Below are 23,494 nucleotides of genomic sequence, written 5' to 3'. Positions count from 1 at the left end.
ACGTGGCCGTTACGGACCTTTTGCAGCTGCGGGCCCCGTGCCCCTAAGCTGGAAACCAGAATCATGAGTGTCACACACACAACAGCAGCCCTGGCTGAGTGACCGGCAACCCTCCGCAGCGAGTGGGGTGCCCCAGGTGAGGATTCGGTCGTTCCTTGGCATGTAACGGATCGGGAACGGCAAGTACTGCATCAAGGAGTCTGCTATGACCACCGCCCTTACCCAGAACGCGAACGCCAACGCCCGTCTCAACACCCAACTGGACCCGGCAAGTGTGCGCCAAGCCTTCGGCCAATACCCCTCCGGGATTGTGGCCCTCACGGCGGAAATCAACGGTGTCAAAGAAGCCTTGGTCGCATCGAGCTTCACGGTGGGGGTCTCCCTCGAACCGGTGCTAGTCTCGCTTGCGGTCCAAAACACCTCCCGCACCTGGCCGCGGTTGCGCGAGGCCGAACGCATCGGCATCTCCGTGCTCGCCGACGGTCAGCACAATATCTGCCGTCAACTCGCAGCCAAGGAAGGCGACCGTTTCGCCGGTATCGACATCGTCCACGGGGGCGTACCGGGCCAGTCCGGCCCGCTCTTCTTGGCCGATTCGTCACTGTGGTTTGAAACCTCCGTCTACGGCCAGTTCCCGGCGGGCGATCACACCGTGGTGCTCCTGGAAGTCCACAGCCTCGAGGTGCAGGAGGGCACCGCCCCGGTCGTGTTCCACAACTCCCAGTTCAAGAACCTCGCCCGCTAGCGCACGCAGCTGCTGATCTCTTAACCGCACAGCGCCAGCTTTCCTCAGGCATAACCTGATGTAGCTGGCGCTGTGTGTTATTGGTTTATGTGGTCGGCAGGTGCCTGCCGCGGCCCAAGATTAGAGAACCGCTGGGGCTTCCGCCGGGGTGACGATGTCCGTGGAGATCTTGCCCAGACCGTCCAGTGACACTTCCACGTGGTCCCCAGCCTTCATGTAGAGGGCCGGGGTGCGTCCCTTGCCCACACCGCCGGGGGTACCGGTCAGGATCAGGTCACCTGGGCGCAGCGGGAGCATGGTGGACAGGTATTCGATCAACTTGGCTGGTTTGAAGACCAGGTCGTTGATCTGGTGTTCCTGCATGACGTTGCCGTTGAGTGTGGTGCGCAGGATTGCGGTGTCGAAGTCGAGCTCGTCAGGGGTCACCATGTACGGGCCGACCGGGGTCGACTTGGCCCAGATCTTGCCTTGGGTCCATTCGATGGTCCGAGCCTGCCAGCCGCGCATCGAGATGTCATTGGCGAGGGTGTAGCCGGCGATGTACTCTTCGGCATCCTCTTCGGCGACCTTGTAAGCGGTCTTGCCAATCACGATTGCCAGCTCTGCTTCCCAGTCCAGATCCGGATCTTCCTCGACAGCACCCACCGGGTCTTTCGGCCCGGTGAGGGTGTCGGCGAACTTCGGAAACACGGTTGGGTATTCCGGCAGTTCGCGGCCCATCTCCAAGATGTGGCCGGCATAGTTCAGGCCTACGCACAGCACCTTGGACGGGCTCGGTACAACTGGCGCTAGGTCGGCTGCGTCTTCGGCAATCTGTGCGTCGGCTGCCTGCTGGGCGATGGTCTTCCAGTCAGCGTTTGCCAGCAACTGGTTCAGGTTGTCGTAGCCCTCGATGACGGTGTAGGTGTCACCGTCTTTGCGAGCTGCAACGGTACTGTTATCTACACGTAGTGTCGCCAATTTCATGGAGGCACTCCATTTCTGAGTCGAAATCTAGTGGTTGGTTGACGTACGGCCTGGGATCTCTAGCTCGTAGAAGCCCCACGTGCTGCCCTCCGGGACAACCCCGGCAAGCATGCGGCCGCATTCTGCCGTCACGGCGAGACGGCTACCGCGATGCTGGGTACCAGCGTGGCTGTCGCGGAAGAAACGCTGCAGCGCGGAATGACGCATAACCTGGAAACCAGCAAAGCGGTGAGCAATCTGGCTGATCTCCAACGCCGTGCGGGTGGCGAGGTTGGTCGCCAACCGTGCCATGGTTTCCTGCTGCTGGGTCGGTTCTTCGTCAGCCTTCAGGGTCTGCTCATAGCCGCTCCAAGTTTCAGTCAGCAGCGCCAGCGTGCCACGCACGTGCGAATAATGACGGGCGAACTCGTAGAAGAACTCGTCGCTGGAGACCGCACTATCGCCACGGCTGTAGTGCTCCCGGTTAGCTGCCGCGCTGGCGAGCTGCTTGAGCTCATCCAGCATGCGACGGCCCACGCCCTGCGACCAAGCAGCCTGCTTCAGGCTGTCGACGAGGGTCGGGGACAGCTTGCCGGTCATCCCGCGACGACCGCCATCACTGCCTTCCACTGTGTAGGCAAACTTCTCTGGAACGAACAGGTCCTTGGCCTCGTAGTCCAAGCTGGAGGTCGCGAGCAGCCCCAGCATGTCCCAGTTGTCGCTCATGAACAATTCCGAGCGAGGCACCAAGCAGACGATCTTCTCCCCGGTCCCCTCGACGGTGACACCCATGTTGACGTGGGTGGCCATGGAGGTACCAGCCATGAACGGCCAGGACCCGGTGACCTGGTAGCCACCGTCCACCTTCACGGCGGTGCCGTGGAAGCTGGTGGATTGGCCGGCCACGCGTGGCCAATCCGCGCCGTTGAAGAGCTTTTCGGCGTTTTCCCGGCTCAGGAAGGTCGCTGCGACCCCGGTTTCCCCGGTGAGGACACGAGCCAACCAACCCAGCGAGGCGTCGGCGTGGGAAATCTTCTCAATCACGCGCAGCAGTTCCAGCGGGGTGGCTTCGAAGCCGCCCAAGGAGGTCGGCACCGAGAGCTTGAAGATCCCCGTCTCCTTCAGCGCGTTCTGCACTGCAGGGGTCGGCCGGCGCAGACGCTCGCCTGCCTCGGCTTCCGACTGCAACAACGGGAAGGCCTCGTCAATGGCGTCTAAGATCTGTTGGATTTCGGGGCGCAACTCTGGCAGCTCTGGCGCCAAATCAATGTCTACCATCATTACTTCTCGTTCTCCTCAGCAGTCGCAAGTTCTCCCCATTGGCCACGGTAGAACAGCAGCGGTTTGGTTTCGTCCTTTTGGCCGAAGGAGCTGACCTGACCCAGTACCAGCACGTGGTCGCCACCGTCGTAGCTGGCCCACGGGGTGCACTGGAAGTAGGCCAGCGCGCCGTTAATGCGCGGGGCCTCCTCGTCGGTGACCCATTCGATCGGCTCTTCCTGTGGCTTGCCCGCAAACTGCAGAGCTGTGCTCAGCTGGTCCTCACCAAGAATGTTGATGGCGAAGGGACGCTCGAGCAGGTAGGTCAGGGCCCGGGAGGTCCGCATCAGGGAGATGAGCACCAGCGGCGGGTCCATGGAGACGGAGGTGAAGGAGTTGACCGTGACGCCGTGGAAAGTATCCCCGGACTGGTAGGTCAACACGGTCACACCGGTGGCGAAGTTGCCGAGGGTGTTGCGCAGCTGCCGCGGATCGGCGAACGGCGCCGGAGTGACTTCAGTTGCTTTCGCGGTGGCCGCGTCAGCTACATTTTCGTAGATTTCAGCATTCCATAGCATGGTTTTCGCTTAGACAGCTTCCTCCAACACATCTTTATCTGAGGCAAACTTGGTGCCGGCGCCTTCTGGCATGGCCTTGCGAAGGATTGGGTACAGGATGATTGCGATGACGAAGGACAGGAAGAACCCGAGCGGCATGATGCCGGTGCCCATGAGCACGAACCCGATCGCCGCGGAAATTAGCAGGGTCAGCAAGCCGGCCCAGTTCCAGACTTCCACGCGCTGGCTGGCTAGATCCACCTGGCGCTTGCGCACGAAGTAGTAGTCGGCCATCATGATCGCCACCATGGACAGCGTCAGGGTACCGAGGTAGGCCAAGTACTGAGCGAATGCACCGAGGATACCTGCGGCGATCATCACCAGAGCAATGATGTTGCCAACCACAACCATCCAGGCACGGCCTGGCTTCCAACCGGTCAGCGCATCGACGAGGTTCACCAGCGAGAGGGAGCCGGAGTAGGCGTTGATGGCCTGTGCCTTAGCCTGCGAGGCGTAAATGGTGATGAAGCCCAACCAGCCGGCGAAGATCACGAAGAACGCACCGGTGTTTTCCATAACGAAGATGCTGGCCATTTCCGAGGCCTCTTGTGGGGACATCCCAGCGTTGCGGGCCATCAGGTAGTCGGCCACGGTCGGCATACCGCCGATGACGATCAGGGACCCCAGCACGGTCATGATAATGTTCTGGGTAACCGGGCCGGACAGCGCCAGAATGGTGACGTCGCGATCGGAGCGTGCGTAGCGGGCGAAGTCGGTGGTGACCAGCGCGATGGTACCGGCGGTAGCACCGGAGACACCCAGTGCGGCCTGGATCTTCTCCCAGTTGCCGCCTTCAACAACACCCGGGAAGCCGAAGACATTCATCGGGTCGACGCCCTGAACAAAGTAGATTTCGTACACCAGGTAGAGCGCCACCGCGATGGTGATGATGATCATGACCGCGGAGGAACGCAGTGCCAGCTTCAGGCCGAAGATGGCCAGCGCGATCCAGGCGATGGTCAGAGCGCCGTAGAGCAGGATCCGGGTGGTCCAGTTGTCTTCCAGATCAAACATCAGCAGCGTGCCTTCGTACAGCAGCGCCGATTCCATGGCCAAGAAGCCCAAGATCATGAACGCAAAGATCGCCGACCCGACGGCCGAGCCCTTAAACCCGAATCCGAAGTAGCGGGAGGTCAGGGTGCTGGACAGGCCGGTTTCGTAGGTGATGGTGCCCAAGTACTTACCGAACAGCACACCGATGATGGTCACGATCACAGCAGCGATCATGCCCATCTTGAACCCAGCCAGCACCACGGCGAAGCCGGAGATCGCGAAGATGACCAGCGCGGTAGCCACGCTGACCGGGCTCAGGGATAGTTGGAAGCCGCTGCGGCGGTCATGTTCGGGAACACTTTCTAGGGCGTGATCCTCGGCTGCCGCAGCGAGGGAAGAATCAATGGACTGCGAGGAGCTCGCCTTTTCCGTAGACATGATAAGTCCTATCTAAAAACTTGCGGGATTAAGAAAAGTGGGGCGCGACGATGAACACCGCGCCCCACTTTTGCTGCAGGTGGGCCTTACTCGGCGCTGCAACCTGCGATGGCGATGGCTTCGATCTCGACGAGGATCTCTGGCTTGGCCAGAGCAGCTACCTCAACGAGGGAGCAGGTTGGGAAGTCGCCGGTGAAGAATTCCTTACGGGCCTTCCAAACCTGGGAGTTGTTTTCCATGTTGGTCACAAAGATGGTCATCTTCACGATATCGTCCATCTGAGCGCCTGCAGATTCGACCAGGTTCTTGATCTTCTGGAAGATGTAAACCGACTGATCGTATTCGTTATCGCCTTCGATGCTCTGGCCGTCCAGACCGCGAGCGGTCAGACCGGAGATGAAGATCTGATCATCGATGCGCAGGCAGTTGGACCACATGCCCTCTGCTGGTTCGCCGACCTGATCCGAGTAAAAACGTTGCTTTTTCATTGCTTCCTTTAGAGGTTGATTCGGTTGTCCCAGGCGCTAGTTCCGCCCCAGTTGACGTTGACGCTTTGACGACGCATGAACAGCTTCCATGCATCGGAACCTGCGGTGCGTCCACCACCGGTTTCTTTTTCGCCACCGAAGGCAGCACCCACATCGGCACCGGTGGTGCCCATGTTGATACGTACGATGCCGCAGTCGGAGCCACGAGCAGACAGGAAGGTTTCGATGTTGGTCAGGTCGGTGCTGTGCATGCCGGAGGCTAGGCCCTGCGAAACATCGTTGTGGATCTGGATTGCCTCTTCCAGAGTCTTGTAGGTGATCAGGGAGACGATCGGAGCGAAGACCTCTTCCTGAGCAATCTCAGACTTCGGATCAACGTTGACGACGATGGCCGGCTCAACGTAGAGGCCCGGACGGTCGATCACTTTGCCGCCGTAGGCGATCTTGGCGCCGTCTTCCTCGGCCTTGATCAGGTTCTTCTTGTACAGTTCCACAGCCGCTTCGTCGATCAGCGGACCAACCACGGTGTCTTCATCGCGTGGGTCCCCGATCTTGATCTGGTCGAAGGATTCGCGTAGCAGATCCAACAGCTGATCGGCGATGGCCTCGTGAGCGATGATGCGGCGGGTGCTGGTGCAGCGCTGACCGGTGGTACCGACAACACCGAAGGTGATGGCGCGGGCGGCCAGCTTCAGGTCAGCGGTCTCGTCCACGATCACGCCGTTGTTACCGGAGCATTCCAGCTGGTAGCGGCGGCCCAGGGTGGAACCCACCACGTCGGCAACCATCTCGCCAACACCGGTGGAGCCGGTGAAGGAAATCATGGCAACGCGGGTGTCGGCAACCATTTCCTGTGCCACAGCGTTGTCCTCTGGGATGAACAGGGAGAAGACGCCCTTGCAGTCCGGCATCTCTTCCACGGCCTGGTTGACGATCTTCTGGACGCCGATCGCGGTCAATGGGACCTTCGGGCTTGGCTTCCAGATGACGGTGTTACCGGCGATAGCGGAGAGGAAACCGTTCTGGGCCCAGACAGCTGCTGGGAAGTTGTAGGCGCTAATGATGCCAACCACGCCGATCGGCAGCCACTGGTCGTACATGCGGTGATCAGGGCGCTGAGACTGCTGGGTGAAGCCGTAGAGCATGCGGGACTGGCCGGCAGCCAGATAAGCCATGTCGTAGCTTTCCTTCAGCTCGCTCTTGGCTTCCATGATGGACTTACCGGTGTCCAGACACACCAGACCTGCCAGATCATCGATGTTTTCTTCGATGAGCTGACCGATGCGGCGGACGAACTCACCACGACGTGGTGGTGGCACGCTGCGCCAGCGCTTCTGCACCTCGACAGCCTCGGTGATGAGCTGTTCGTAGTCCTCGGAGGTCGAGGAAGCGATGTGGCCAACCACGAGACCGTCAGCTGGGCAGACTGCGTCAATCAGGTCGCGGCCTTCGGTGGAAGCCCAGCCGTGGGCGTCCGAGTAGGTCCCGGAGTGGACCTTGTCCAGGCCGAAGCGGGCGAGGACTTTCTCTGTATCAAACACAGACACTTTTTTGCTCCTAAATTCTTTGTCTTAAGCTGAGGGGCTTAGTCTTCTTTAGCGAGGAAATCGCCGATGGTTTCCTCGGTGTGGTATTCCGGGGTCTCGTAGTAGTGCGGACCGTCGTAGATCTCGATCAGAAGACTCTTCTCATGAGCCAAGGTTGGCCCGTGTGGGTGGTCCTTCGGGTTCATGTAGAAGGAGCCTGGCTTCAGTCGCAGACCGGTGTCGGTGTACTCGTAGTCGCCTTCCAAGCAGTACATGAACTGGTTAGAGGCGTGCGTGTGCTTGACTGGGATGTTGCCGCCCTTGTCATAGTCAAGCAGCGCGATGGAGGCGCCCGTTTCCGGGTTCTTGTACAGGAAGTACTGGCGGAACCCGTATTCCGGGTAGTCGATCCATTCCTCGTCCTTGAGCTCGGTCTGGTGAATCAGCAGCTCAAGTGTTTCTGGGTTCAAAGGTGGCATTTCTTGCACGTCTCTCTAAGCTTCTTGCGGCCGACCGGCAGCGACCCAGGCGTCGTACTCTTGACGACTCTCCGGAGTCTCCGGGAACAGCCCCATGATGGAGCGGCCGGCTTTGATTTTCATTTCGACAAATTCTTCGAACTGCACCGCGTGGTACGCCTCGGCGGCGACTTCCTCGACTAGGTGTTGCGGGATCACCACAACGCCATCGCTGTCGCCAACGATGATGTCTCCCGGGTAGACCGCCACGCCCCCGCACCCGATGGGTTCGTTGAGTTCCAACGGGTGCAGTTTGATGGGCGTAGCTGGTGGCGCGTTGCGCTTCTGGAAGCACGGTAGGCCGGTGGTCTTGATGGACACCGAGTCCCGGTAGCCGCCATCGGTGACGACCCCGGCCACGCCGCGGTAGCGCAGCCGGGTAGCCATCATGTCTCCCATGGAGGAGGCTTCGAGGTTCCCGAAAGCGTCAATGACCAGCACTGACCCTTCCGGGCATTCCTCGATCGCGCGACGGTGCTTATTCTCCGACTTGGCGTAGTTCGCCATGGAGTCCAGATCTTCCCGGGCTGGAATAAACCGGAGCGTGTAGGCCGGGCCCACCAGCTGCTCTTGGTCCTCCGACAGCGGCAAGATGCCGTGCATCATCACGTTCTTGAAGCCGCGTTTGAGCAGGACGTTGGCAACGTTGGCGGTGCCTACTTTTTCTAGTTTTTCGCGAATCTCGGGATTCATTGTTTACTCGAAGAACTCCAGTGGCGGACGCGAACCCCACTGCGTGGTGTCCGAGGCCGTGCCGTTGAACTTGGAAGGTTTGTGCAGGTGGTTGACGGTGTCACCATCGGTGTAGTGCTCGATGCGGAAGCCGAACGGATCTTTCCAGTAGTCAAAGATCTGGCTACCGAGCATGTGCCGGCCCACGCCCACATCTAGCTTGTGGCCCTGCTGGAGTAGGTAGTCGTGGGAGGCCATGACCGCATCAACATCGGTGACCTCGAACGAGCTGTGGTGGATACCGACCCAGTCGGACTGCAGGATGAGCATGAAGTGGTGGTCAACCAGTTCCTCGCCTAGGTCCAACCGGATGAAGGTTCCGTATGGGTCACCATCGGTTCCCGGTGGAACAAAGTAATCCGAGGGCAGGAAGTTGAACCGGTCAAAGAACCATTTCACCGTTGCATCGTGATCCCGCACGTGCAGGACAAAGTGTCCCAAGCGGGTGATGGTGGCCGGTGCAACAGGCTGACGCACTGCTTCGTTGATGCGGCGCTTCTCGGAGACCGTGTTCATTTTGAACGGTGCGCGGTCCTCGATCGGCTCAACTTTCTCCCTGCCCCAGATCGCCTTGATCTCGACGTTGTCTGGGGTGTACATGACAACCTCGTAGCCGCCGCCTGGTTCGGTTGCTTCCTGAACCGCAGATGAGCCTTCCATTGCGGCCAGCTCGTCAAGGTCTTCGCTGGTTGCAACCTCGATGACGGCTCCGACAAAGCGCTGCTTGTCTGCCTTGCGGGTCACGTGGATGTGGTGCTGGGTGCCGATTCCTCGCATGTAGAGGGTGTTCTCGTCACTGCCGGGGGCCTTGACCATCCCAAAGTCAGTGAGGAATTTTTCCGCCAGTTCCAGATCAGGTGCCTCATAGGTAACCTGTGCAGCATCGATTGCTGTTGCCATGACTCCTCCAGTCTTCTTCCGTGGTTGCTTACTTCTTGTTCAGAACGCTGATGTCGTCTGGGTTGAACAGGTCATCAACGGTCCAGCCGTCCAGGTCGTACTCGTCCATCGCCGACTGCGCGAAGTTCTCGCAGTATTCGAGGGTGCCGTTACCCATGGCGGAGAACAGGTTGGTCTGGCGGGTGACGTCGTTGCTACCGATGTAGTTGATTTCGTACAGCTCGTGACGTGCACCGAATTCGGTACCGATGGCGTCCCAGAGCATCTTCATGACCTTCACGCGCTCGACCGAGTCGATGCCGTTGGAGCCGCGAGCGTACAGATCCAGGTACTTGCGCATCTCTGGGGTGTTGAAGTCATCGGCGTGGGAGTTCAGGTAGATCAGACCGGAAGCCACAACCTGCTCGATGATGTTCTTGATCTTCGGCATCGCCAGCTGGTTCATCACGCGGTAGGCGCCAGCGTGCTGGGAGTCAGGCTGGATCATGCCGCCCTTCCACTCCACTGCGCTCTTGGCCATTGCGTCAGACAGTGCCCAGAAGGTGTTGCGCCAAGCGATGACTTCACCGAGCTGGGACTTCACACCATGGAATTCGTTGGCACCGGTGACCTTCAGAGCTTTGGAGAGCATGCCGACGAGGAAGTCCATCTTCACGGCGAAGCGGGTGCAACCGTGCATGGAAGCGCGCTCCAGGTAGCCGGAGTGGATGTTGTAGCGAGCGGCCTGCTCCAGGTCGTTGTAGATGAAGACGTCTTCCCATGGGATGAAGACGTTGTCCATCACTAGGATGGCGTCGTTTTCATCCAGACGACTGGAGAGCGGGTAATCGAATGGGCTACCCAGAACGCCGGCGCGGTACTCGTTGGAGGTACGGCAGATCAGCTTCACGCCCTTAGCGTTCGTCGGCATGATGAACACTGGGGAGTAGGCCGGATCTTTCATCGCAACCGGACCAACGTGGCCGATGAAGGTGTAGTGGGTGAGAGCTGAACCGGTAGCGACCACCTTGGCGCCGGTAACATAGATGCCCCCGTCGGTTTCCTTGGTGACGCGAACGAAGACGTCCTTACCAGCTTCAGCACCCAAGTTGCGGTCAACCGGTGGGTTCATGATCGCGTGGTTGATGTACAGGGTGCGCTCCTGTGCCTTGCGGTACCAGGCGCGGGCATTGTCTTCGTAACCGCGGTAGAACTCGGCGTTTGCGCCCAGGGTGCCCAGGAAGCAGCCCTTGTAGTCTGGGGAGCGGCCCATCCAGCCCCAAGCAATCTTCTGCCATTCGGCGATCGCGTCGCGCTGTGCCACCTGCTCTTCAAGAGTGGAAGGTGCGCGGTAGAAGCGGTGGGTGAAGCCACCCCACTCGGTGTCAGTAGTCAGGATATCCTTGGTCTCTGGATCGTGCAGAGCATCGTACATCCGGGCAATCATGCGGGCAGAGTTACGGAATGCCGGGTGCTCGGTGATGTCATCGACACGCTCACCGTAGATCCAGACCTCGCGGTCATCGCGCAGGCTTTCCAGGTACTCTTCACCCGTGAACGGGATGTAGTCCTTGTTGTATTTCTTTTCTGATGCTGTTTCAGCCATCATTGCTCCAATTGTTTTCGTTTGGCCGATCCAAACCGACTGGGACAAAACACAATTTTGTGTTCTAAAATAGAAATCTTTCGTGAGGCCGAAAACCCCTCGCAATTTCGCTTCTCGCTGCCGGGGCCTCGTTCATGGTCAATGACACTAATCACACAATGTGAGTCGGGCAACACGGCGCCCACCCAACGTCAATCAAATGTGAGCTCCGACTCCAGATTGGCTCAAATTGTTAGCGCGAACACACTGTGACTCAGGCAACTAAAAACCGCGATATTCCAACGAAGCAGCCGCATCAAGGGGAGCTCCCAGAGGAGCAAAAGTTTCCCTTGTGAGCCACAAAAAGCCGTCTCACACTCTGAGATATTCAAGAAACTTTTCAAAAAATCAACCATACGGTCCCGTTTTGCCGGATATATCTTTTTGGTATAGCGGGAGGCCGCAAACACTGTCGAGAGCATGAAAAAATCTCCCTGCGCGCCAAGAGCGCCAAGGAGACTAGTCAAAAACTCCTATTATTTTGAAAATTAGAACATTGGTTACTTGTGTAGGCCCCAGCGCTTCTCCGAGACCAGCGCCGTTGCTTCCAACCAACGATTCATCAACGGCGTCAGCTCTGCGCCCTTACGCCAGAGCACGCTGCAGCGCATCGGTTCCAGCCACTCTGGAGGATCGATGACCGCAACATCCGGTATCCCCCGAGCCATCCGTTCTGTCACAGGAGCTACCCCGATACCGGCGGCCACGAGTGGTATCGCAGTTTGCGGCGTCGACACATAGATGCTGCGGAACGTCGGATCATCCTTAAGGTTGCTTTCAACCGCCTCGGGCATGCCACGGAATGCCGGTATCGGATAGGGCAAAATCCATCGACCCCAGCCTTTGCCGCCTTCGTGCACCTCATCAGCGCGGGAAGGTGGCACCACGATTTTCAAGTCAATGCTCAGCGCCGTCACAACGTGGTATGACTCGGAGATAATTTTGGCGAAGCTCTCTTGACCGAAGGGGACGCATGCTAGGTCGATTTTTCCTGCTTCCAACGAAGCGATCATCGACGTCGGGTGCTGATCCTCAAGCGTGACCCGAACATTAGGCGAAGACCTGATGAATTCAGCCATCACCTGGCCGATCAGTTCAATGACCACCATGGGCTCAACCCCAACACGGATTTCACCCACCAAACCCTCCCCGATGAGGTTGACGTCTTCCTTCAACCGATTTCGTTCGTTCAGCAGTCGTGTTGCGCGCTCGAAGAAGAACATGCCCGCTTGGGTCGGGATGACACCCCGAGAGGTCCTCTTCAGCAGCTTGACCCCAAGGTCTTGCTCAAGCTTGGAGATCGCGGCGCTTAGCGGCGGCTGTGTCATCTTCAGGTTTTTGGCCGCCCCAGATACTGAGCCTTGCTCAATCACTGCAATAAAGTATTCAATCTGGCGAAAATCCATGATTCCCCTTAGAAGTTTCCCCGCCTGCCTTCACTCGCGATGCAGACAGGATCAGCACGCGTCCTAACGCAGCTAGAGCTCCTCTGCCCTAGCCCTGTCAGCACTGTAACGAGGCGCAGACCAAGAGCAGTCCCTTGATCTATGCCTCGTTATCACTAGCTATTGATTATTTTATCGACCATAGGCCGGACCTTAGACAGCTTCGTGTGCCACGTCCTCAGCGCCAGCGAAGGAAGTACCAGTCCCCTTCGGCATCGCCTTCCGCAAGACCGGGTAGAGGATCAGCGACAACACCAAGGAGATGTAGAAGCCAAGCGGCACAATCCCGGTAACCATCAAGGTGGCACCAATTGCCGCGGCAATCACGAGGGTCGCGATACCCGCCATGTTCCAGTTCTCAACGGTTTCGTGAACGCCATCAAATTGACGCTTCCGAACGATGTAGTAATCGGCGATCATGATGCCCGCCAAGCTAAAGGTCAGGCAGCCTAGGTAAGCCAAGTACTGGGAGAAGTTGCCTGCGATACCGAGGATGATCATCAGCAGCGCGATACCGTTACCGGCGACAACCATCCAGGCACGGCCCGGCTTCCAGCGGAAGAGGACTTCCAACAGGTTCACCAGAGACAGCGAGCCAATGTAGGCATTGATGGCCTGCGCCTTGGCCTGCGCGGCGTAGATAGTCAGGAAGCCAAGCCAACCGGCGAAGATCACGAAGAATGCACCGGTGTTATCCATGATGTAACCGCTGGCCATTTCAGAGGCTTCCTGTGGGGACAGGCCAGAGTTTCGCGCCATCAGGTATTCCCCAACTGCTGGCATACCACCAATCACGATCAAGGAGCCCAGAACGGTCATGATCACGTTCATCATGATCGGGCCAGCCACGGCCAAGATCGTGACGTCTTTCTTCGTCCGGCAGTAGCGGGCAAAGTCGCTGGAGTTCAGCGCAATGGAACCACCGAGAGCGCCAACAACGCCTAGGGCAGCTTCGAGGCGGGGCCACGTTCCACCGGGCACTACACCCTCAAAATTCACAACGTCCTGCACGCTGGCACCCTGAACGAAGTAGATCTGGTACAGCAAGTAAAGAGCGATGAGCAGGGTCGCCACAATCATGATGCCGGAAGTGCGAATGGTGAACTTGAGGCCGAAAATCGCCAACAAGATCCATGCTGCCGTCATCAAACCGTAAATGATGATTCGAGTCGGCCAGGTGTCTTCCAGATTCATCATCAAAATGGTGCCCTCGTAAAGGAGGGCCGACTCAACGGCTAGGAAACCCAGAATCAAGAACGCCACGATGGCAGATGCGATGGATGAACCCTTGAAACCCAATCCAAAGAAACGGGAGTTCAGGGTGCTGGACATACCCGTTTTGAAAGCCAGCATGCCGACACCACGACTCACGAGGAAACCAACGGTACCGACAATCACGCCTGCCAGCAGCCCAACCTTGAAGCCGGCCAGAAAGACCGAGAAGCCGGTCAGACCAAAAATGACAAGCGCCGTAGCCACGCTCAGTGGGCTAATTGCCAGGACAAAACCCGACTTACGATCTTCTTGTGGAACGGAAACCAGCGAGTGGTCCTCGGCAGCAGCAGCCAAAGACGAGTCAATGGAACCGACCTTCTTCGTTTCTAGAGAAGACAACTTCTTTCCTTACTAAATAGATTTCGCAGGAGACCACACAGCCAACCCAGCTAGGAATCTCTTCGCGACACAACCTGTTAAAAATGCCTGTTAACGCTTCGTCTCCCCGCAAACTCCGCGTTGGTCCTTCATTGAAAATTTCTGCTTCTGGACCCGGAAAACTCTCCGCGAGAAAGACACTGCCTTCGCATCTTTCTTGAGATCGCCCTCCCAGTTCACTGAGGAATCGCGACCCTGCACCGCTGTCAAAACTTCGATTTGATCGCTCCGGTGCGGAGTACGCTGACAACAATAGGCTTCAGATGTGATCCAAACAACACAGCGTGCGCGCAGAGTCGCTAAAAACTCCCCGAAGACCTCAAAATGAACGATCAGTCAGGAATTTCCAACCCTCAAAAACAATGAAGAAATCAACGAAAGAGCGACCTTGGCGCAGATGAAACAAGTGATTCCTTGAGCCACCACAAACACTAAGGAGTCTCACATATCGAGATAATGTGACATTTAGGCACGGTTTTACCCAAAGCTAAAACCGCGAAGGTCCATATATTTAATGTATAGAGAGCCCAGTCTGGCCAAATTTTCAGACTTTTCTAGAACTGATCTTCTAATAGCGATAGCTGCTATTCGAACCCAGTTTCATCGTTCGTTCGGCGACTTCAGAAGAGACTTCCAACCAGCGTTTCATCAACGGTGTCAGCTCGATTCCTTTGCGCCAAAGCAACGTGCAGCGCATGGGCTTGGCCCATTCGGGTGCCTCGATGGTCTCCACGCCTTGGACCCCGGCCGCCATTTTCTCAGTGACAAGAGCGACACCTAGGCCAGCCGCGACAAAGGGGATCGTTGTCTGCGGCGATGACACGTAAAGGGCTCGGAACCCTAGTTCCTCCCCCACCGCACCTAGGACCACTTCGGGAATTCCGGGGAAAACCTGAATCGGTTGCGGAACGATCCAACGGCCCCAGCCCCGACCATCGGGGTGGTCTTCCCTTGCCCGCATCGCGGGGACGGCGATCTTCAGGTCGATTCGCAGGGTCGTGATCCACTCGAACGACTCCTTGACGTAACTGGTGAACGTCGACGGGTCGAAGGGGACACAGGCGATGTCTAGTCGGCCGTCTTCGAGGCTTTGCAGCATTTCGTCCGGGCGAATGTCGAACAAGTTGACGCGCACCTCAGGGAATTCCCGAGTGAATTTGCCTGTCACCTGGGCGATGAGCTCGTTAATCCCCATCGATTCCGCACCAATGCGTAGTTCGCCCACCATGCCCTTGCCCATGAGGTTGAGATTCTGTTTCAAGCGCTCCCGCTCATTCAGCAGACGCCCACCGGTTTCAAGGAACACAAGGCCGGCCTGAGTCGGCGTTACTCCCTTGGAGGTCCGCTTGAGCAGTTTTACCCCAAGCTCCTCCTCCAGCTTGGCAATAGCCGAGCTCAGCGGCGGTTGTGTCATCTCAAGGTGTTTGGCCGCCCCAGAAAGAGATCCGTGGGCAACAACTGTCCGGAAATACTCAATTTGCCTGAAATCCATTGGTGACTCCCAGTCACGTTCGCATACTTGTGCCCATATAAGCCATGACGAATTTCGCAGTAGAGATTAAACGCGAAAAGCTTTTGGGGTCTGTGTTCCTAAGAACACGGACCCCAAAAGCTTATCGGTCATGATTTAGATAAATGCAGACTGCTGGACGGCGTCTTCCTCATCGAAGAGCAACCGGCCGTAGATTTCGGCAGGAACCTCTGGGCTCAGCATGCCATGCCGGCTGCCGACCTCTAGGTCGCCCCAGATCCGCTGAAGCGGGTTACCGTCCATAAACGCGCTGGCGCCCTGGACGCTCAACAGCAGATCAACAGCGTCCCGCGGGTGGCGGATGGCCACGCCCAGTTCTGCACGCAGTCGAACTCGGTTGATGACCGGGATTTCTACCTCTGCTGCAGCGCTGTTGACGATGTGGTCGCACCCTCCCTTGATGGTCTTTTCCCCAATCAAGATCAGTGTTGCAGCTTCCGACATCTGCATCTGCATGGCGGAGTTGTGGCGGGCATCGACAACTTCGCTGTAGGAGATTCGTTTGCCGCCGCTGTTCAGACGCTCCTGCGTCAGCTCCAGTGCGGCTTTGGCCAAGCCGATGATTGGAGCGGCCACCGCGATGGTTGCGGAGACTGCCCATGCCTGACCATAGGTTGGGCCACGCCCGGTATCGCCCAGCGCGTTCCGGCCCATCAGCTCGGAGAGCTTCATGGTATGACATTGTGGGACGAACAGGCCCTCAACCACGACGGTGTTACTGCCGGACGCTTTCATCCCTGCGGCGAACCAAGTGTCTTCAACGGTGGCATCGGTCATTTGGAACAGCACCACACCGCCTTCAACGCTCCCGTCTTCTTGCGGAAGTGGCGCTGCAGCGAAGGCCCAATCGGCGTGCAGACTGCCGGAGGAGAAGGCCCAACGGCCATTGACCTTGTAGCCACCCTCAACACGCTCGGCGGTCGAGGTTGGTGCCAGCGGTGCAATGAAGCGGGTGTCTGGCCCCTTTGCGTACACTTCGTCCTGGACCTCTTCTGGGAAGAAGCGGATCATCCAAGAAATCATGTTGCTGATGAAGGTGACCCAAGATGTGGAACCACAGCCTCGAGCGATTTCGCTGTTGACATCCATGTAAGTACGGATGTCAGCTTGGTAGCCACCGCGCTTCAGTGGCGCACAGATCCGGAACAGGCCAGCGTCTTCAAGAGAATCGATGACCGTCTGAGGAACTCGGCGCTCCTTCTCAGCCTGAGCGGCTTTCTCCCGCAGCAGCGGCACCAGCTTGCTTGCACGCTGGGTGAGCTCGTGGCGAGTACGCAGCAAATCTTCCATGGTCTGTGTTGGTGAAGATGGTGATTGAGTCATGGCTATCCCTATGTCAGCACGAAGAAACGGGTTTTGCTCGATGTGAAAAGCAATAATTTTTTTCTTTGCCAAATCATTTAGTGACACTAATCACAAGAATTCTGAGAGGCAACCGAACCACTTTTCAGCTGTTCCAGATAGCTCGCCACGACTCATTCCACAAGGCACTTGACCCAGCTCACAATTCCTTGAAAACACAAGGAAATTCAGACTTTCCATCCACACTTATGCCTGCCTCGTCAAAGCCGATAAACAGCGGATTACCGAGAAGAGACCTGTCGATGTGAAACTATTTTCGCGATATTTCTCACCTAAAAGACCATACTTTTTATTTATGGGGCAGGTCACAACATCCGTCGCAAGACAGAGCAACAGTGAGGTACAATTTGGCGCTCTCAGGCTGCCTGGCGGGCTTCATTTCGAGGATTTCCCGGGGCATATTTCAGCACGATAGCCAAGCCAAAACAGATCACGTAGACGACGGTGACGGCAATCCAGGTGACCAAGAAGGTTCCCGTCTGCTCCAGCAGCGTGCCGCTCAGAATCGGCCCAACGGCAAAACCCGCGTACATACCCAAGGTAGTGATCCCCGTAGCGGTGCCGATGCGTTCCGGAGCAGTAATAATCATGGTCGCCGTATTGACGATCACGTTGATTCCGGTGATGGTCAGGCCAAACAGCAGCACCCCAATCCAGAGCAAGATAGGTTCCTGCATTGGTGAGGCCAACATAATGGCCACCACCCCAAGAATTCCGCCGGTCACCAACCACATCAACAATTTCGCCGCCGAGTGTCCCTTCCCCATGAGATGTCCCCACCAGACACGGCTTAGCACGCCCACCAAGCCTGCGGAACCGGCTGCAATACCGCCCAGAACGAGACTGAAATCAAGTTCGCGGACCGTATACAGCGGCAGGTAGATGTTAGTGATCTGCATGCCGATGCCGCCGCAGAAGGAAATTGCCGCCAGTACCCAGACTGCGGCGGGGAGCCGGTCGATGTTCTTGGCCTCCACCTGGGAGCCGCGGCGCATGGAAAAGATCTGCCGTACCTTGGCCCAGTTGGTGGGCGGCTCCGGCGGCAACGCACGCAGTGAAGTCCATAGCAAGACGAGAACCACGCCGGCAGCACCCAAAAATGCGCCCCGCCACCCCAGCCACAAAGTTATCACTGGGAAATAAATGCCAGCAAAAAGCTGGGTCGCTTGCACCCCAGATTGTTTGGCGCCGATCCACGAACCTCGTTTAGCCCGCGGAACGACCTGCGAGATGACCCTATTGGTTGTGGGGTTGGCAATCACCTGAACCGGGCCAGCAATGATCATCGCGATGAACAAAAACCAGTATTCCGTGGTGAAGGCCGCGATCGTCAACGCCAAAGCAATACCGCCGAACGTAAAGATCAGCTGGTGGCGCACACTCACGACATCCGCCAGCCTGCCCAGCAACATGGCTACGAGTGCGGCAGACACAAACATTGTCGTAGACAACAACCCGAACTGACTTTCCGTAATGCCCAACCGAGGCAAGAGGTAATCAGAGGTAGTTGAAAGCCCGTGGATGAGCACCGGACCCACGCCCATGGTCACGACCAAAGCAACCAAGAGACTGGTGCGCGGCTCCGACTGCGGCCCATCCTGCGGGCGCTGTCGAGGGGAAGAATTCATGTGAACACTCTAACGCCAGATTTTTCGGTGAATGAGCTTCCGGCACAAACCTCTCCACCATTTGCACCCACTAACCCTATTGCAATCAAAAATATTGAGTATTTCAATCAGTAAATAGGGTCCCTAGAGCCGGCGACCTTCGATCTTCGAACTTGCGAATCGCCCTTAACCAGCTCCATCGAAAACATCGCCACCCTCATCAGATCCACCTGACATACCGAAAACATATACCCACTAAGCTCACTCGTATATCGCGAGCCGAGGCCTTCGGGGCCGGCGTCACAATTCACCACACCGTCATGCACTCCACCACCAAGCGCCCCCACTGAGACTCATCGCCGCCCCGTGACCCGCGACACGCCGCGGATTTTTCAAAGCAATTACCATAAACGCTTTTAGATATCCACTTGGCTCATCGAGCATAGCGAATCCTGACGCCAAGAATGCCTCCTTGAGCGGAAAGTGTTGCCCAAATCACTAACAGCTGGTTACTGTCTCATCTCGTAAGCGCACGCCAGCTAGAAGTAGCTAGCCAAGGCAAAGAATTCGCCGCGCTTACAGCTTTCCGGTTTCAGTATCGAAACGAGAGAAATGGAGAAGTGTCAATGTCGGACGCCTCTGCAGCCGTGAATATCCATAAAGCAATGCCTGACCCTAACACCAAGAGGCAGCCAAAGGATTTTTGACGGTGAATTCCTCGTCACATCGGCACCCAGCCGAAAGTAATCACTCGCAATTCAGACGCGGCTCAACTGCCCGAGCGTCAAAAATCTAGATGATCTGGCCCAAGCAGGGTTCTACTGCTGACCCCAAAACAAGATTGAGACCAAAGTCTATATCCCCAAACATGTCAGGAGCGCTATGAAAGCCTTGCTAGTTCCATCCCAGCCGAAGGTTGATCCCGAATCAAGAAGTGGAAAATCTTCGCTGCTCATCGTTATCTCGCTCATCCTAGTCAGCGAGGTCGCCTCTTTCGAGTTCAACATGGTGAGCCCTGCCTTGCCAAGCATCGGCGCGCATTATCAAACTACCCACCCCGGCCTCACCTTCACGGCTTTACTCATCGCAGGCGCCATGATCTTGCCTATTCTTGGAAAGCTCGGTGACGTCTACGGCAAGAAACGCATCCTTCTGGTCGGCCTTGGCATCATGGCGATCGGGACCTCGCTCTGTGCTATTGCACCGAACTATGGGCTATTCCTAGGTGGCCGAGCGCTCCAGGCATTTGGCATGGTCGGCCTAGTCTTGACCTATGGCCTCATCCGCGACCTGTTGCCGAAGAAGTGGGTACCACTGGCAATTGGCGGCATTGGCGCTGGTGTTGGTGTCTCTGGAATCCTCGGACCGACTGTTGGCGGTTTCTTGACTCAGAATTTCGGGTTCCAGTCCGTATTTATCTTCCTGACCGTTTACATCCTCGTAACTGGCCTCATGGCGCTGGCTATCGTCCCAGAGACGGATTCGCCGATCCACTCGGTTAGCCCGGAACCGCTGAACTGGGCGGACAGCGCCAGACCGCCACCGAAGAGCAGCAGCACACCCCACGGCAGTTTCACCGCGGTGGCCCAGTCAAGCAGGCGAACACCACGGTTCGCACCGGCAGGCAGAACGAAGAGCAAGAAACCGACCGCCATGGCGATGCCGGCGTCGGAGATCAGGCCCTTCCAGAAGACAGGGATGAACACCCAAGACAGGGCGGCGAGGACGAAGATGGCACCAACCATCTTCTCACCGGTGGACATCGGGCCGAGCTTCTCCAGCTCCTCGTTCATCAGTTCGCGGCCACCAGGAATCTCCTTGATTTCCGGTTTGAAGAGCACCTTGGTCAGCAGGAACCACACGGCAAAAGTCATCAGAACCGCCAGCGGAACACCCACCAGCATCCATTCGCCGAAGCCGATCTCCACGTTGTGGCTTTCCCGCATGTAGCCGGCCAGCAAGGTGTTCGGTGGTGTACCGATCAGGGTACCCAGGGAGCCGACGGAGGCGGCGTAGGCGATACCGAGCATCAGTGCGGTACCAAAGTTGGTCTTCGTGATGGCCTGCACTGCGTCGGTCTTGGTGTCACCGTCAACCGGGTCTGCTTCGGTTTCCGGGTCCGCCTCGGTTGCGGCAGAAGCTGCCGCCTCAGCTGCCTCCAACTGAGCTGGATCCTTACCGGCAGTCAGCTTCGCCACCAGAATCAACACGGAGATACCGATCGGCAGCATCATCACCGCGGTCGCGGTGTTGGACACCCACATGGACAAAAAGCCGGTGGCAATCATGAACCCGGCGATCATCCCGCCCGGCTTCGGGCCCATCGCCCGGACCACCAGAAGCGCAATGCGCCGGTGCAGGTTCCAGCGTTGCATCGCTAGGGCCAACAAGAACCCGCCCATGAACAGGAAGATGACGTCGTTACCGTACGCGGCACCAACGTCTTTGATCTCGATCTCCTCGCCGAGGGTCGGGAAGATGATCAGCGGCATCAGCGCCGTACCGGGCAGCGGGATCGCCTCGGTCATCCACCATGCACCCATCAGCACGGCCGTCGCCGCAGTCAGCTTGGCGTTGTGCGGCACGTCGGCGGGCATGATCAGGTAGACCACGATGGCTAGCACGATGCCCAGGGTGAGGCCGATCCAGCGGCGCCGGTTGAACTTCGGCTCGACCGCCGGGGCGCGTTCACCCGGGGATTGGAAGTCAATTTCTCGGCCCGAATCTGGGTCCGCGCGCAACGACTTCAGGTGCGCGGGCATTCGCTTCGTTTCAGACGCCTGGTTGTCTGACATATTGAATTCTCCTGTTAGTGCGAGTTGACAGGTGTATTCAACAGTTAATCAGATAGCAGGCAGCCCCCGACCGTTTACCCAGCCGAGGGCCCCACAAGTGCTTAATATTTCATATGGTGGAGACATATATCGATGTCCACCAGTTTGCCCTTACGCGAGCTTAGACGCTCACGGCCACGGTGTATTCCCACAGCTCGGCACCGGTGCCCACCGGTTTCTGTGCCGGTTTCTCCTCGGCGGCCTTATCCTTGCCCTCGGCATGGGACTTGGCAAACTCACGGGAGGCTTTCCACGCCTCAAAAGCTTCATCTGACTCCCAGCGGGTGATAACCAGCCAGACGTTGCGACCGTCGGTGGGCTGCAATAGCTCGTAGCCTTCAAAACCGGGGGTGTCTTTAATGGCGTCGCCGCGGGCGGCGAAGCGCTTGGCGAGTTCATCGCCGGAATCAGCAGGGACGGTAATGGCATTGATTTTGATGACGCTCATATCTTCCATCTAACCACCACGAGCCCGTTCTGTCCGGCTCACGAGCGGTGGTCGGCGGCAACACTGTCTTGGGCGTCATCGTCCGCGTCCGCCTCATCGTCATCTGCCTTGGAGTACCGCGCAGTGAACCAGAACCAGACCGCGAGCGCCGCCAGCGTCAACACCGTCGGCATCAACCAGCCCGGCAAGGCTGATTCAACCCCACTGGCCCACGTCCAGATGCTCTGGATCGATGCCGTGGAGATCAGCTCCGGCGCGGTCAGGAACCCATCGGTGAGCACCATCAGCACGCCCACACTGACGAAGACGAGCCCGATAATCAGGGCTGCCGTGTTCAGCTGCAGTTTGCCGACCGAGAACGTTTTACCGCGCAGCTTGGCCAAGAACGTTGGGGAGAGCTTCCGCCAGAAAGCGGCCAACACCAGCACCGGCAGCATCAGACCCAAGCTGTAGACCGCCATCATCGCGGCACCGGCCCACACCGATGAACTGTTCATCACGAAGGTCAGAATGGCACCCAGGATCGGACCGGTACAGAAACCTGCCACACCGGAGACCGTGCCCAGCAGGAACGAACCCACCATGGGCCCGGCCTGATGCGTCTGGGCTTTATCCCGCCACGGCAGGAACCGGCCGAGATCGAAACCCCCGCCGAAGATCTGCACCAGACCGAGGACGATGATGAGCCACCCGGAGGCCCGCATCATTTCTTGCTGCGTCAACGGCAAGGCGTTGCCCACCCAGGCCACCCCCATCCCCAAGGGGACCATGGTGACTAAGAGGCCGACGAAGAAGGCCGTGCCCATCAGGGAGAGTTTGCCCCGGGAGGTCGCCGTGTAGGCGAAAAAACTTGGCAAGAGCAGGGCCGAACACGGCGAGAAGATGCTCAGCATCCCGCCAATCAGGGCTACAAAGTAGCCTGCGTCCATGCTTGACTCACCTCAAGAGTGGTTGTCGTTGCTATTCGTTCAGGGACTCGAGCTCGGCTTCAATGGTCTTGGTGAACACCTCGGTGGGCTGGGCGCCCAAGATCGGGCGCTTGTTCACCACAAAGGCAGGAGTTGAGGTGATCCCCAACATGGTGGCTTCTTCCTGCTGCTCGGCAACAGCCTTGGCCACCTTCTCTGAAGCCATGTCCTTTTCAAACTGCTCGGCGTCCATGCCCAGATCACCGGCGACCTCGACGAGCGCCTCGGCCGTCAGCTCGTTAGCCGGACGCACCGTGCCCGGCTCAAAAACGTAATCGGAGAATTCCTTGAACTTGCCCTGCAGCCCCGCCGCGTAGGCGCCAAGTGCTGCCTGCTGGGAGCCTTCACCAAAGAAGTTCAGGTCGCGGTATTCCAACCGGACCTTGCCTTGGTCGATGTATTCGCGCTCCAACACCGGCAGCGTCTCATTGGCCCACTTCACGCAGAACCGGCACATGTAATCGGAGTAGACCGCAATCACCACGGGGGCATCGGCATCGCCAATCGCCGTTGGATCATTTTCAAGTTTGCGCGCCAAATCCGGCAGTTCTGTCTGCTCTTGGGCAGCTCGTGCTTCCGGAGCCTGCGGCTCCTGTTCGGCTTGTTGAGTCGATTCAGCCTCCGCCGGCGCGTCTGCCCGCGGCAGGTTCATCCCGATGAAGATTCCGCCGATGAGCGCCACAACAATAGGCACCACGTGGATCCAATGAAACGGAGGCAGCTTGGTTTTCCCCATGCGTTCCACCGTAACGGACGAGCCTCATCCGCGGCCAATGATGTGCAGAACCCCACTCTAGTCAAGTGGCCCACATCACACTAAGATGGCCACAGACCGTTTCAGTTGGAGCCCCTGCTCCGGC

20 protein-coding genes, 1 pseudogene and 1 riboswitch are annotated in these 23,494 nt (G+C 57.8%); of the genes and pseudogenes, 2 read left to right on the top strand and 19 right to left on the bottom strand.

All coding sequences use genetic code 11. The annotated features are described in order from the left end of the window. Positions 1 to 59: 59 nt before the first annotated feature. A riboswitch (SAM riboswitch) is annotated at positions 60 to 192 on the top strand. Between the two features lie 13 nt (positions 193 to 205). Beyond that, positions 206 to 745: a flavin reductase family protein gene (locus tag ACFFFR_RS11110; RefSeq protein ID WP_377460462.1), complete on the top strand. Its 540-nt coding sequence runs from the start codon at positions 206 to 208 to the stop codon at positions 743 to 745. Between the two features lie 120 nt (positions 746 to 865). On the opposite strand, the gene ACFFFR_RS11105 is transcribed toward ACFFFR_RS11110, so the two are convergent. From ACFFFR_RS11105 to ACFFFR_RS11035, 15 genes are all read right to left on the bottom strand, one after another. Then, the gene (locus ACFFFR_RS11105; RefSeq protein WP_377460460.1) at positions 866 to 1,711 is read right to left on the bottom strand and encodes a fumarylacetoacetate hydrolase family protein; all 846 of its coding nucleotides are present in this window, start codon (positions 1,709 to 1,711) and stop codon (positions 866 to 868) included. 27 nt (positions 1,712 to 1,738) lie between these two features. Continuing rightward, positions 1,739 to 2,971 carry an acyl-CoA dehydrogenase family protein gene (locus tag ACFFFR_RS11100; protein ID WP_377460458.1) on the bottom strand — a complete coding sequence of 411 codons (1,233 nt, stop codon included), beginning with the start codon at positions 2,969 to 2,971 and terminating at the stop codon, positions 1,739 to 1,741. Then, on the bottom strand, positions 2,971 to 3,528 hold the full coding sequence (locus tag ACFFFR_RS11095; RefSeq protein ID WP_377460456.1) for a flavin reductase family protein: 558 nt from the start codon (positions 3,526 to 3,528) through the stop codon (positions 2,971 to 2,973). The genes ACFFFR_RS11100 and ACFFFR_RS11095 overlap by 1 nt, the downstream gene beginning before the upstream one ends. A 9-nt stretch (positions 3,529 to 3,537) precedes the next feature. Further along, entirely contained in the window at positions 3,538 to 4,998 is a 1,461-nt protein-coding gene (locus ACFFFR_RS11090) for a purine-cytosine permease family protein (RefSeq protein WP_377460454.1), read from the bottom strand. Between the two features lie 86 nt (positions 4,999 to 5,084). Then, a complete protein-coding gene (locus ACFFFR_RS11085; protein ID WP_377460452.1) occupies positions 5,085 to 5,486 on the bottom strand; it encodes a RidA family protein in 402 nt (133 codons plus the stop codon). Between the two features lie 8 nt (positions 5,487 to 5,494). After that, positions 5,495 to 7,033 carry an aldehyde dehydrogenase family protein gene (locus ACFFFR_RS11080; RefSeq protein WP_377460450.1) on the bottom strand — a complete coding sequence of 513 codons (1,539 nt, stop codon included), beginning with the start codon at positions 7,031 to 7,033 and terminating at the stop codon, positions 5,495 to 5,497. A 38-nt stretch (positions 7,034 to 7,071) separates the two neighbouring features. Continuing rightward, positions 7,072 to 7,491 carry a cupin domain-containing protein gene (locus ACFFFR_RS11075; protein WP_377460448.1) on the bottom strand — a complete coding sequence of 140 codons (420 nt, stop codon included), beginning with the start codon at positions 7,489 to 7,491 and terminating at the stop codon, positions 7,072 to 7,074. Positions 7,492 to 7,506: 15 nt separating this feature from the next. After that, the gene (locus tag ACFFFR_RS11070) at positions 7,507 to 8,223 is read right to left on the bottom strand and encodes a ribonuclease activity regulator RraA (protein WP_377460446.1); all 717 of its coding nucleotides are present in this window, start codon (positions 8,221 to 8,223) and stop codon (positions 7,507 to 7,509) included. Positions 8,224 to 8,226: 3 nt separating this feature from the next. Continuing rightward, a complete protein-coding gene (locus tag ACFFFR_RS11065) occupies positions 8,227 to 9,162 on the bottom strand; it encodes a VOC family protein (protein WP_377460444.1) in 936 nt (311 codons plus the stop codon). A 28-nt stretch (positions 9,163 to 9,190) separates the two neighbouring features. Then, positions 9,191 to 10,747: a 4-hydroxyphenylacetate 3-hydroxylase N-terminal domain-containing protein gene (locus tag ACFFFR_RS11060; protein WP_377460442.1), complete on the bottom strand. Its 1,557-nt coding sequence runs from the start codon at positions 10,745 to 10,747 to the stop codon at positions 9,191 to 9,193. A 539-nt stretch (positions 10,748 to 11,286) separates the two neighbouring features. Beyond that, entirely contained in the window at positions 11,287 to 12,192 is a 906-nt protein-coding gene (locus ACFFFR_RS11055; protein WP_377460440.1) for a LysR family transcriptional regulator, read from the bottom strand. A 192-nt stretch (positions 12,193 to 12,384) separates the two neighbouring features. Further along, positions 12,385 to 13,845, bottom strand: coding sequence for a purine-cytosine permease family protein (locus tag ACFFFR_RS11050; RefSeq protein WP_377460438.1), 1,461 nt, complete (start codon positions 13,843 to 13,845; stop codon positions 12,385 to 12,387). 607 nt (positions 13,846 to 14,452) lie between these two features. Further along, positions 14,453 to 15,376, bottom strand: a complete 924-nt coding sequence (locus ACFFFR_RS11045; RefSeq protein ID WP_377460437.1) for a LysR family transcriptional regulator — start codon at positions 15,374 to 15,376, stop codon at positions 14,453 to 14,455. Between the two features lie 135 nt (positions 15,377 to 15,511). Further along, entirely contained in the window at positions 15,512 to 16,738 is a 1,227-nt protein-coding gene (locus ACFFFR_RS11040; protein WP_377460435.1) for an acyl-CoA dehydrogenase family protein, read from the bottom strand. A 395-nt stretch (positions 16,739 to 17,133) separates the two neighbouring features. Continuing rightward, positions 17,134 to 18,405, bottom strand: coding sequence for an MFS transporter (locus tag ACFFFR_RS11035; RefSeq protein ID WP_377460433.1), 1,272 nt, complete (start codon positions 18,403 to 18,405; stop codon positions 17,134 to 17,136). 861 nt (positions 18,406 to 19,266) lie between these two features. Between ACFFFR_RS11035 and ACFFFR_RS11030 the strand changes: the two are divergent. Beyond that, positions 19,267 to 19,857: pseudogene (locus ACFFFR_RS11030) on the top strand (MFS transporter); the annotation flags it as partial. Here ACFFFR_RS11030 and ACFFFR_RS11025 read toward each other — a convergent pair. The 4 genes from ACFFFR_RS11025 to ACFFFR_RS11010 form a co-directional block, all read right to left on the bottom strand. Next, the gene (locus ACFFFR_RS11025) at positions 19,815 to 21,179 is read right to left on the bottom strand and encodes an SLC13 family permease (RefSeq protein WP_377460431.1); all 1,365 of its coding nucleotides are present in this window, start codon (positions 21,177 to 21,179) and stop codon (positions 19,815 to 19,817) included. The pseudogene ACFFFR_RS11030 and the gene ACFFFR_RS11025 overlap by 43 nt on opposite strands. 160 nt (positions 21,180 to 21,339) lie before the next feature. Then, on the bottom strand, positions 21,340 to 21,666 hold the full coding sequence (locus ACFFFR_RS11020; protein ID WP_377460429.1) for an antibiotic biosynthesis monooxygenase family protein: 327 nt from the start codon (positions 21,664 to 21,666) through the stop codon (positions 21,340 to 21,342). 38 nt (positions 21,667 to 21,704) lie between these two features. Then, positions 21,705 to 22,595, bottom strand: a complete 891-nt coding sequence (locus ACFFFR_RS11015) for a cytochrome c biogenesis CcdA family protein (protein WP_377460427.1) — start codon at positions 22,593 to 22,595, stop codon at positions 21,705 to 21,707. Between the two features lie 31 nt (positions 22,596 to 22,626). Further along, a complete protein-coding gene (locus tag ACFFFR_RS11010) occupies positions 22,627 to 23,370 on the bottom strand; it encodes a DsbA family protein (protein ID WP_377460426.1) in 744 nt (247 codons plus the stop codon). Positions 23,371 to 23,494 lie beyond the last annotated feature (124 nt).

The sequence above is a fragment of the Micrococcoides hystricis genome (assembly GCF_042434215.1).
Lineage (GTDB): Bacteria > Actinomycetota > Actinomycetes > Actinomycetales > Micrococcaceae > Micrococcoides > Micrococcoides hystricis.
Note: the sequence above shows the minus strand (reverse complement) of the source record. Positions and strands in the feature narration are given on the sequence as shown.

What these genes read in the sequence shown, in the direction of transcription:
- ACFFFR_RS11100 (WP_377460458.1), bottom strand. Translation starts at nt 2,971, where the DNA reads ATGATGGTAGACATTGATTTGGCGCCAGAGCTGCCAGAGTTGCGCCCC.
- ACFFFR_RS11110 (WP_377460462.1), top strand. Translation starts at nt 206, where the DNA reads ATGACCACCGCCCTTACCCAGAACGCGAACGCCAACGCCCGTCTCAAC.
- ACFFFR_RS11020 (WP_377460429.1), bottom strand. Translation starts at nt 21,666, where the DNA reads ATGAGCGTCATCAAAATCAATGCCATTACCGTCCCTGCTGATTCCGGC.
- ACFFFR_RS11090 (WP_377460454.1), bottom strand. Translation starts at nt 4,998, where the DNA reads ATGTCTACGGAAAAGGCGAGCTCCTCGCAGTCCATTGATTCTTCCCTC.
- ACFFFR_RS11025 (WP_377460431.1), bottom strand. Translation starts at nt 21,179, where the DNA reads ATGTCAGACAACCAGGCGTCTGAAACGAAGCGAATGCCCGCGCACCTG.
- ACFFFR_RS11045 (WP_377460437.1), bottom strand. Translation starts at nt 15,376, where the DNA reads ATGGATTTCAGGCAAATTGAGTATTTCCGGACAGTTGTTGCCCACGGA.
- ACFFFR_RS11015 (WP_377460427.1), bottom strand. Translation starts at nt 22,595, where the DNA reads ATGGACGCAGGCTACTTTGTAGCCCTGATTGGCGGGATGCTGAGCATC.
- ACFFFR_RS11095 (WP_377460456.1), bottom strand. Translation starts at nt 3,528, where the DNA reads ATGCTATGGAATGCTGAAATCTACGAAAATGTAGCTGACGCGGCCACC.
- ACFFFR_RS11040 (WP_377460435.1), bottom strand. Translation starts at nt 16,738, where the DNA reads ATGACTCAATCACCATCTTCACCAACACAGACCATGGAAGATTTGCTG.
- ACFFFR_RS11035 (WP_377460433.1), bottom strand. Translation starts at nt 18,405, where the DNA reads ATGAATTCTTCCCCTCGACAGCGCCCGCAGGATGGGCCGCAGTCGGAG.
- ACFFFR_RS11010 (WP_377460426.1), bottom strand. Translation starts at nt 23,370, where the DNA reads ATGGGGAAAACCAAGCTGCCTCCGTTTCATTGGATCCACGTGGTGCCT.
- ACFFFR_RS11065 (WP_377460444.1), bottom strand. Translation starts at nt 9,162, where the DNA reads ATGGCAACAGCAATCGATGCTGCACAGGTTACCTATGAGGCACCTGAT.
- ACFFFR_RS11055 (WP_377460440.1), bottom strand. Translation starts at nt 12,192, where the DNA reads ATGGATTTTCGCCAGATTGAATACTTTATTGCAGTGATTGAGCAAGGC.
- ACFFFR_RS11070 (WP_377460446.1), bottom strand. Translation starts at nt 8,223, where the DNA reads ATGAATCCCGAGATTCGCGAAAAACTAGAAAAAGTAGGCACCGCCAAC.
- ACFFFR_RS11060 (WP_377460442.1), bottom strand. Translation starts at nt 10,747, where the DNA reads ATGGCTGAAACAGCATCAGAAAAGAAATACAACAAGGACTACATCCCG.
- ACFFFR_RS11085 (WP_377460452.1), bottom strand. Translation starts at nt 5,486, where the DNA reads ATGAAAAAGCAACGTTTTTACTCGGATCAGGTCGGCGAACCAGCAGAG.
- ACFFFR_RS11105 (WP_377460460.1), bottom strand. Translation starts at nt 1,711, where the DNA reads ATGAAATTGGCGACACTACGTGTAGATAACAGTACCGTTGCAGCTCGC.
- ACFFFR_RS11075 (WP_377460448.1), bottom strand. Translation starts at nt 7,491, where the DNA reads ATGCCACCTTTGAACCCAGAAACACTTGAGCTGCTGATTCACCAGACC.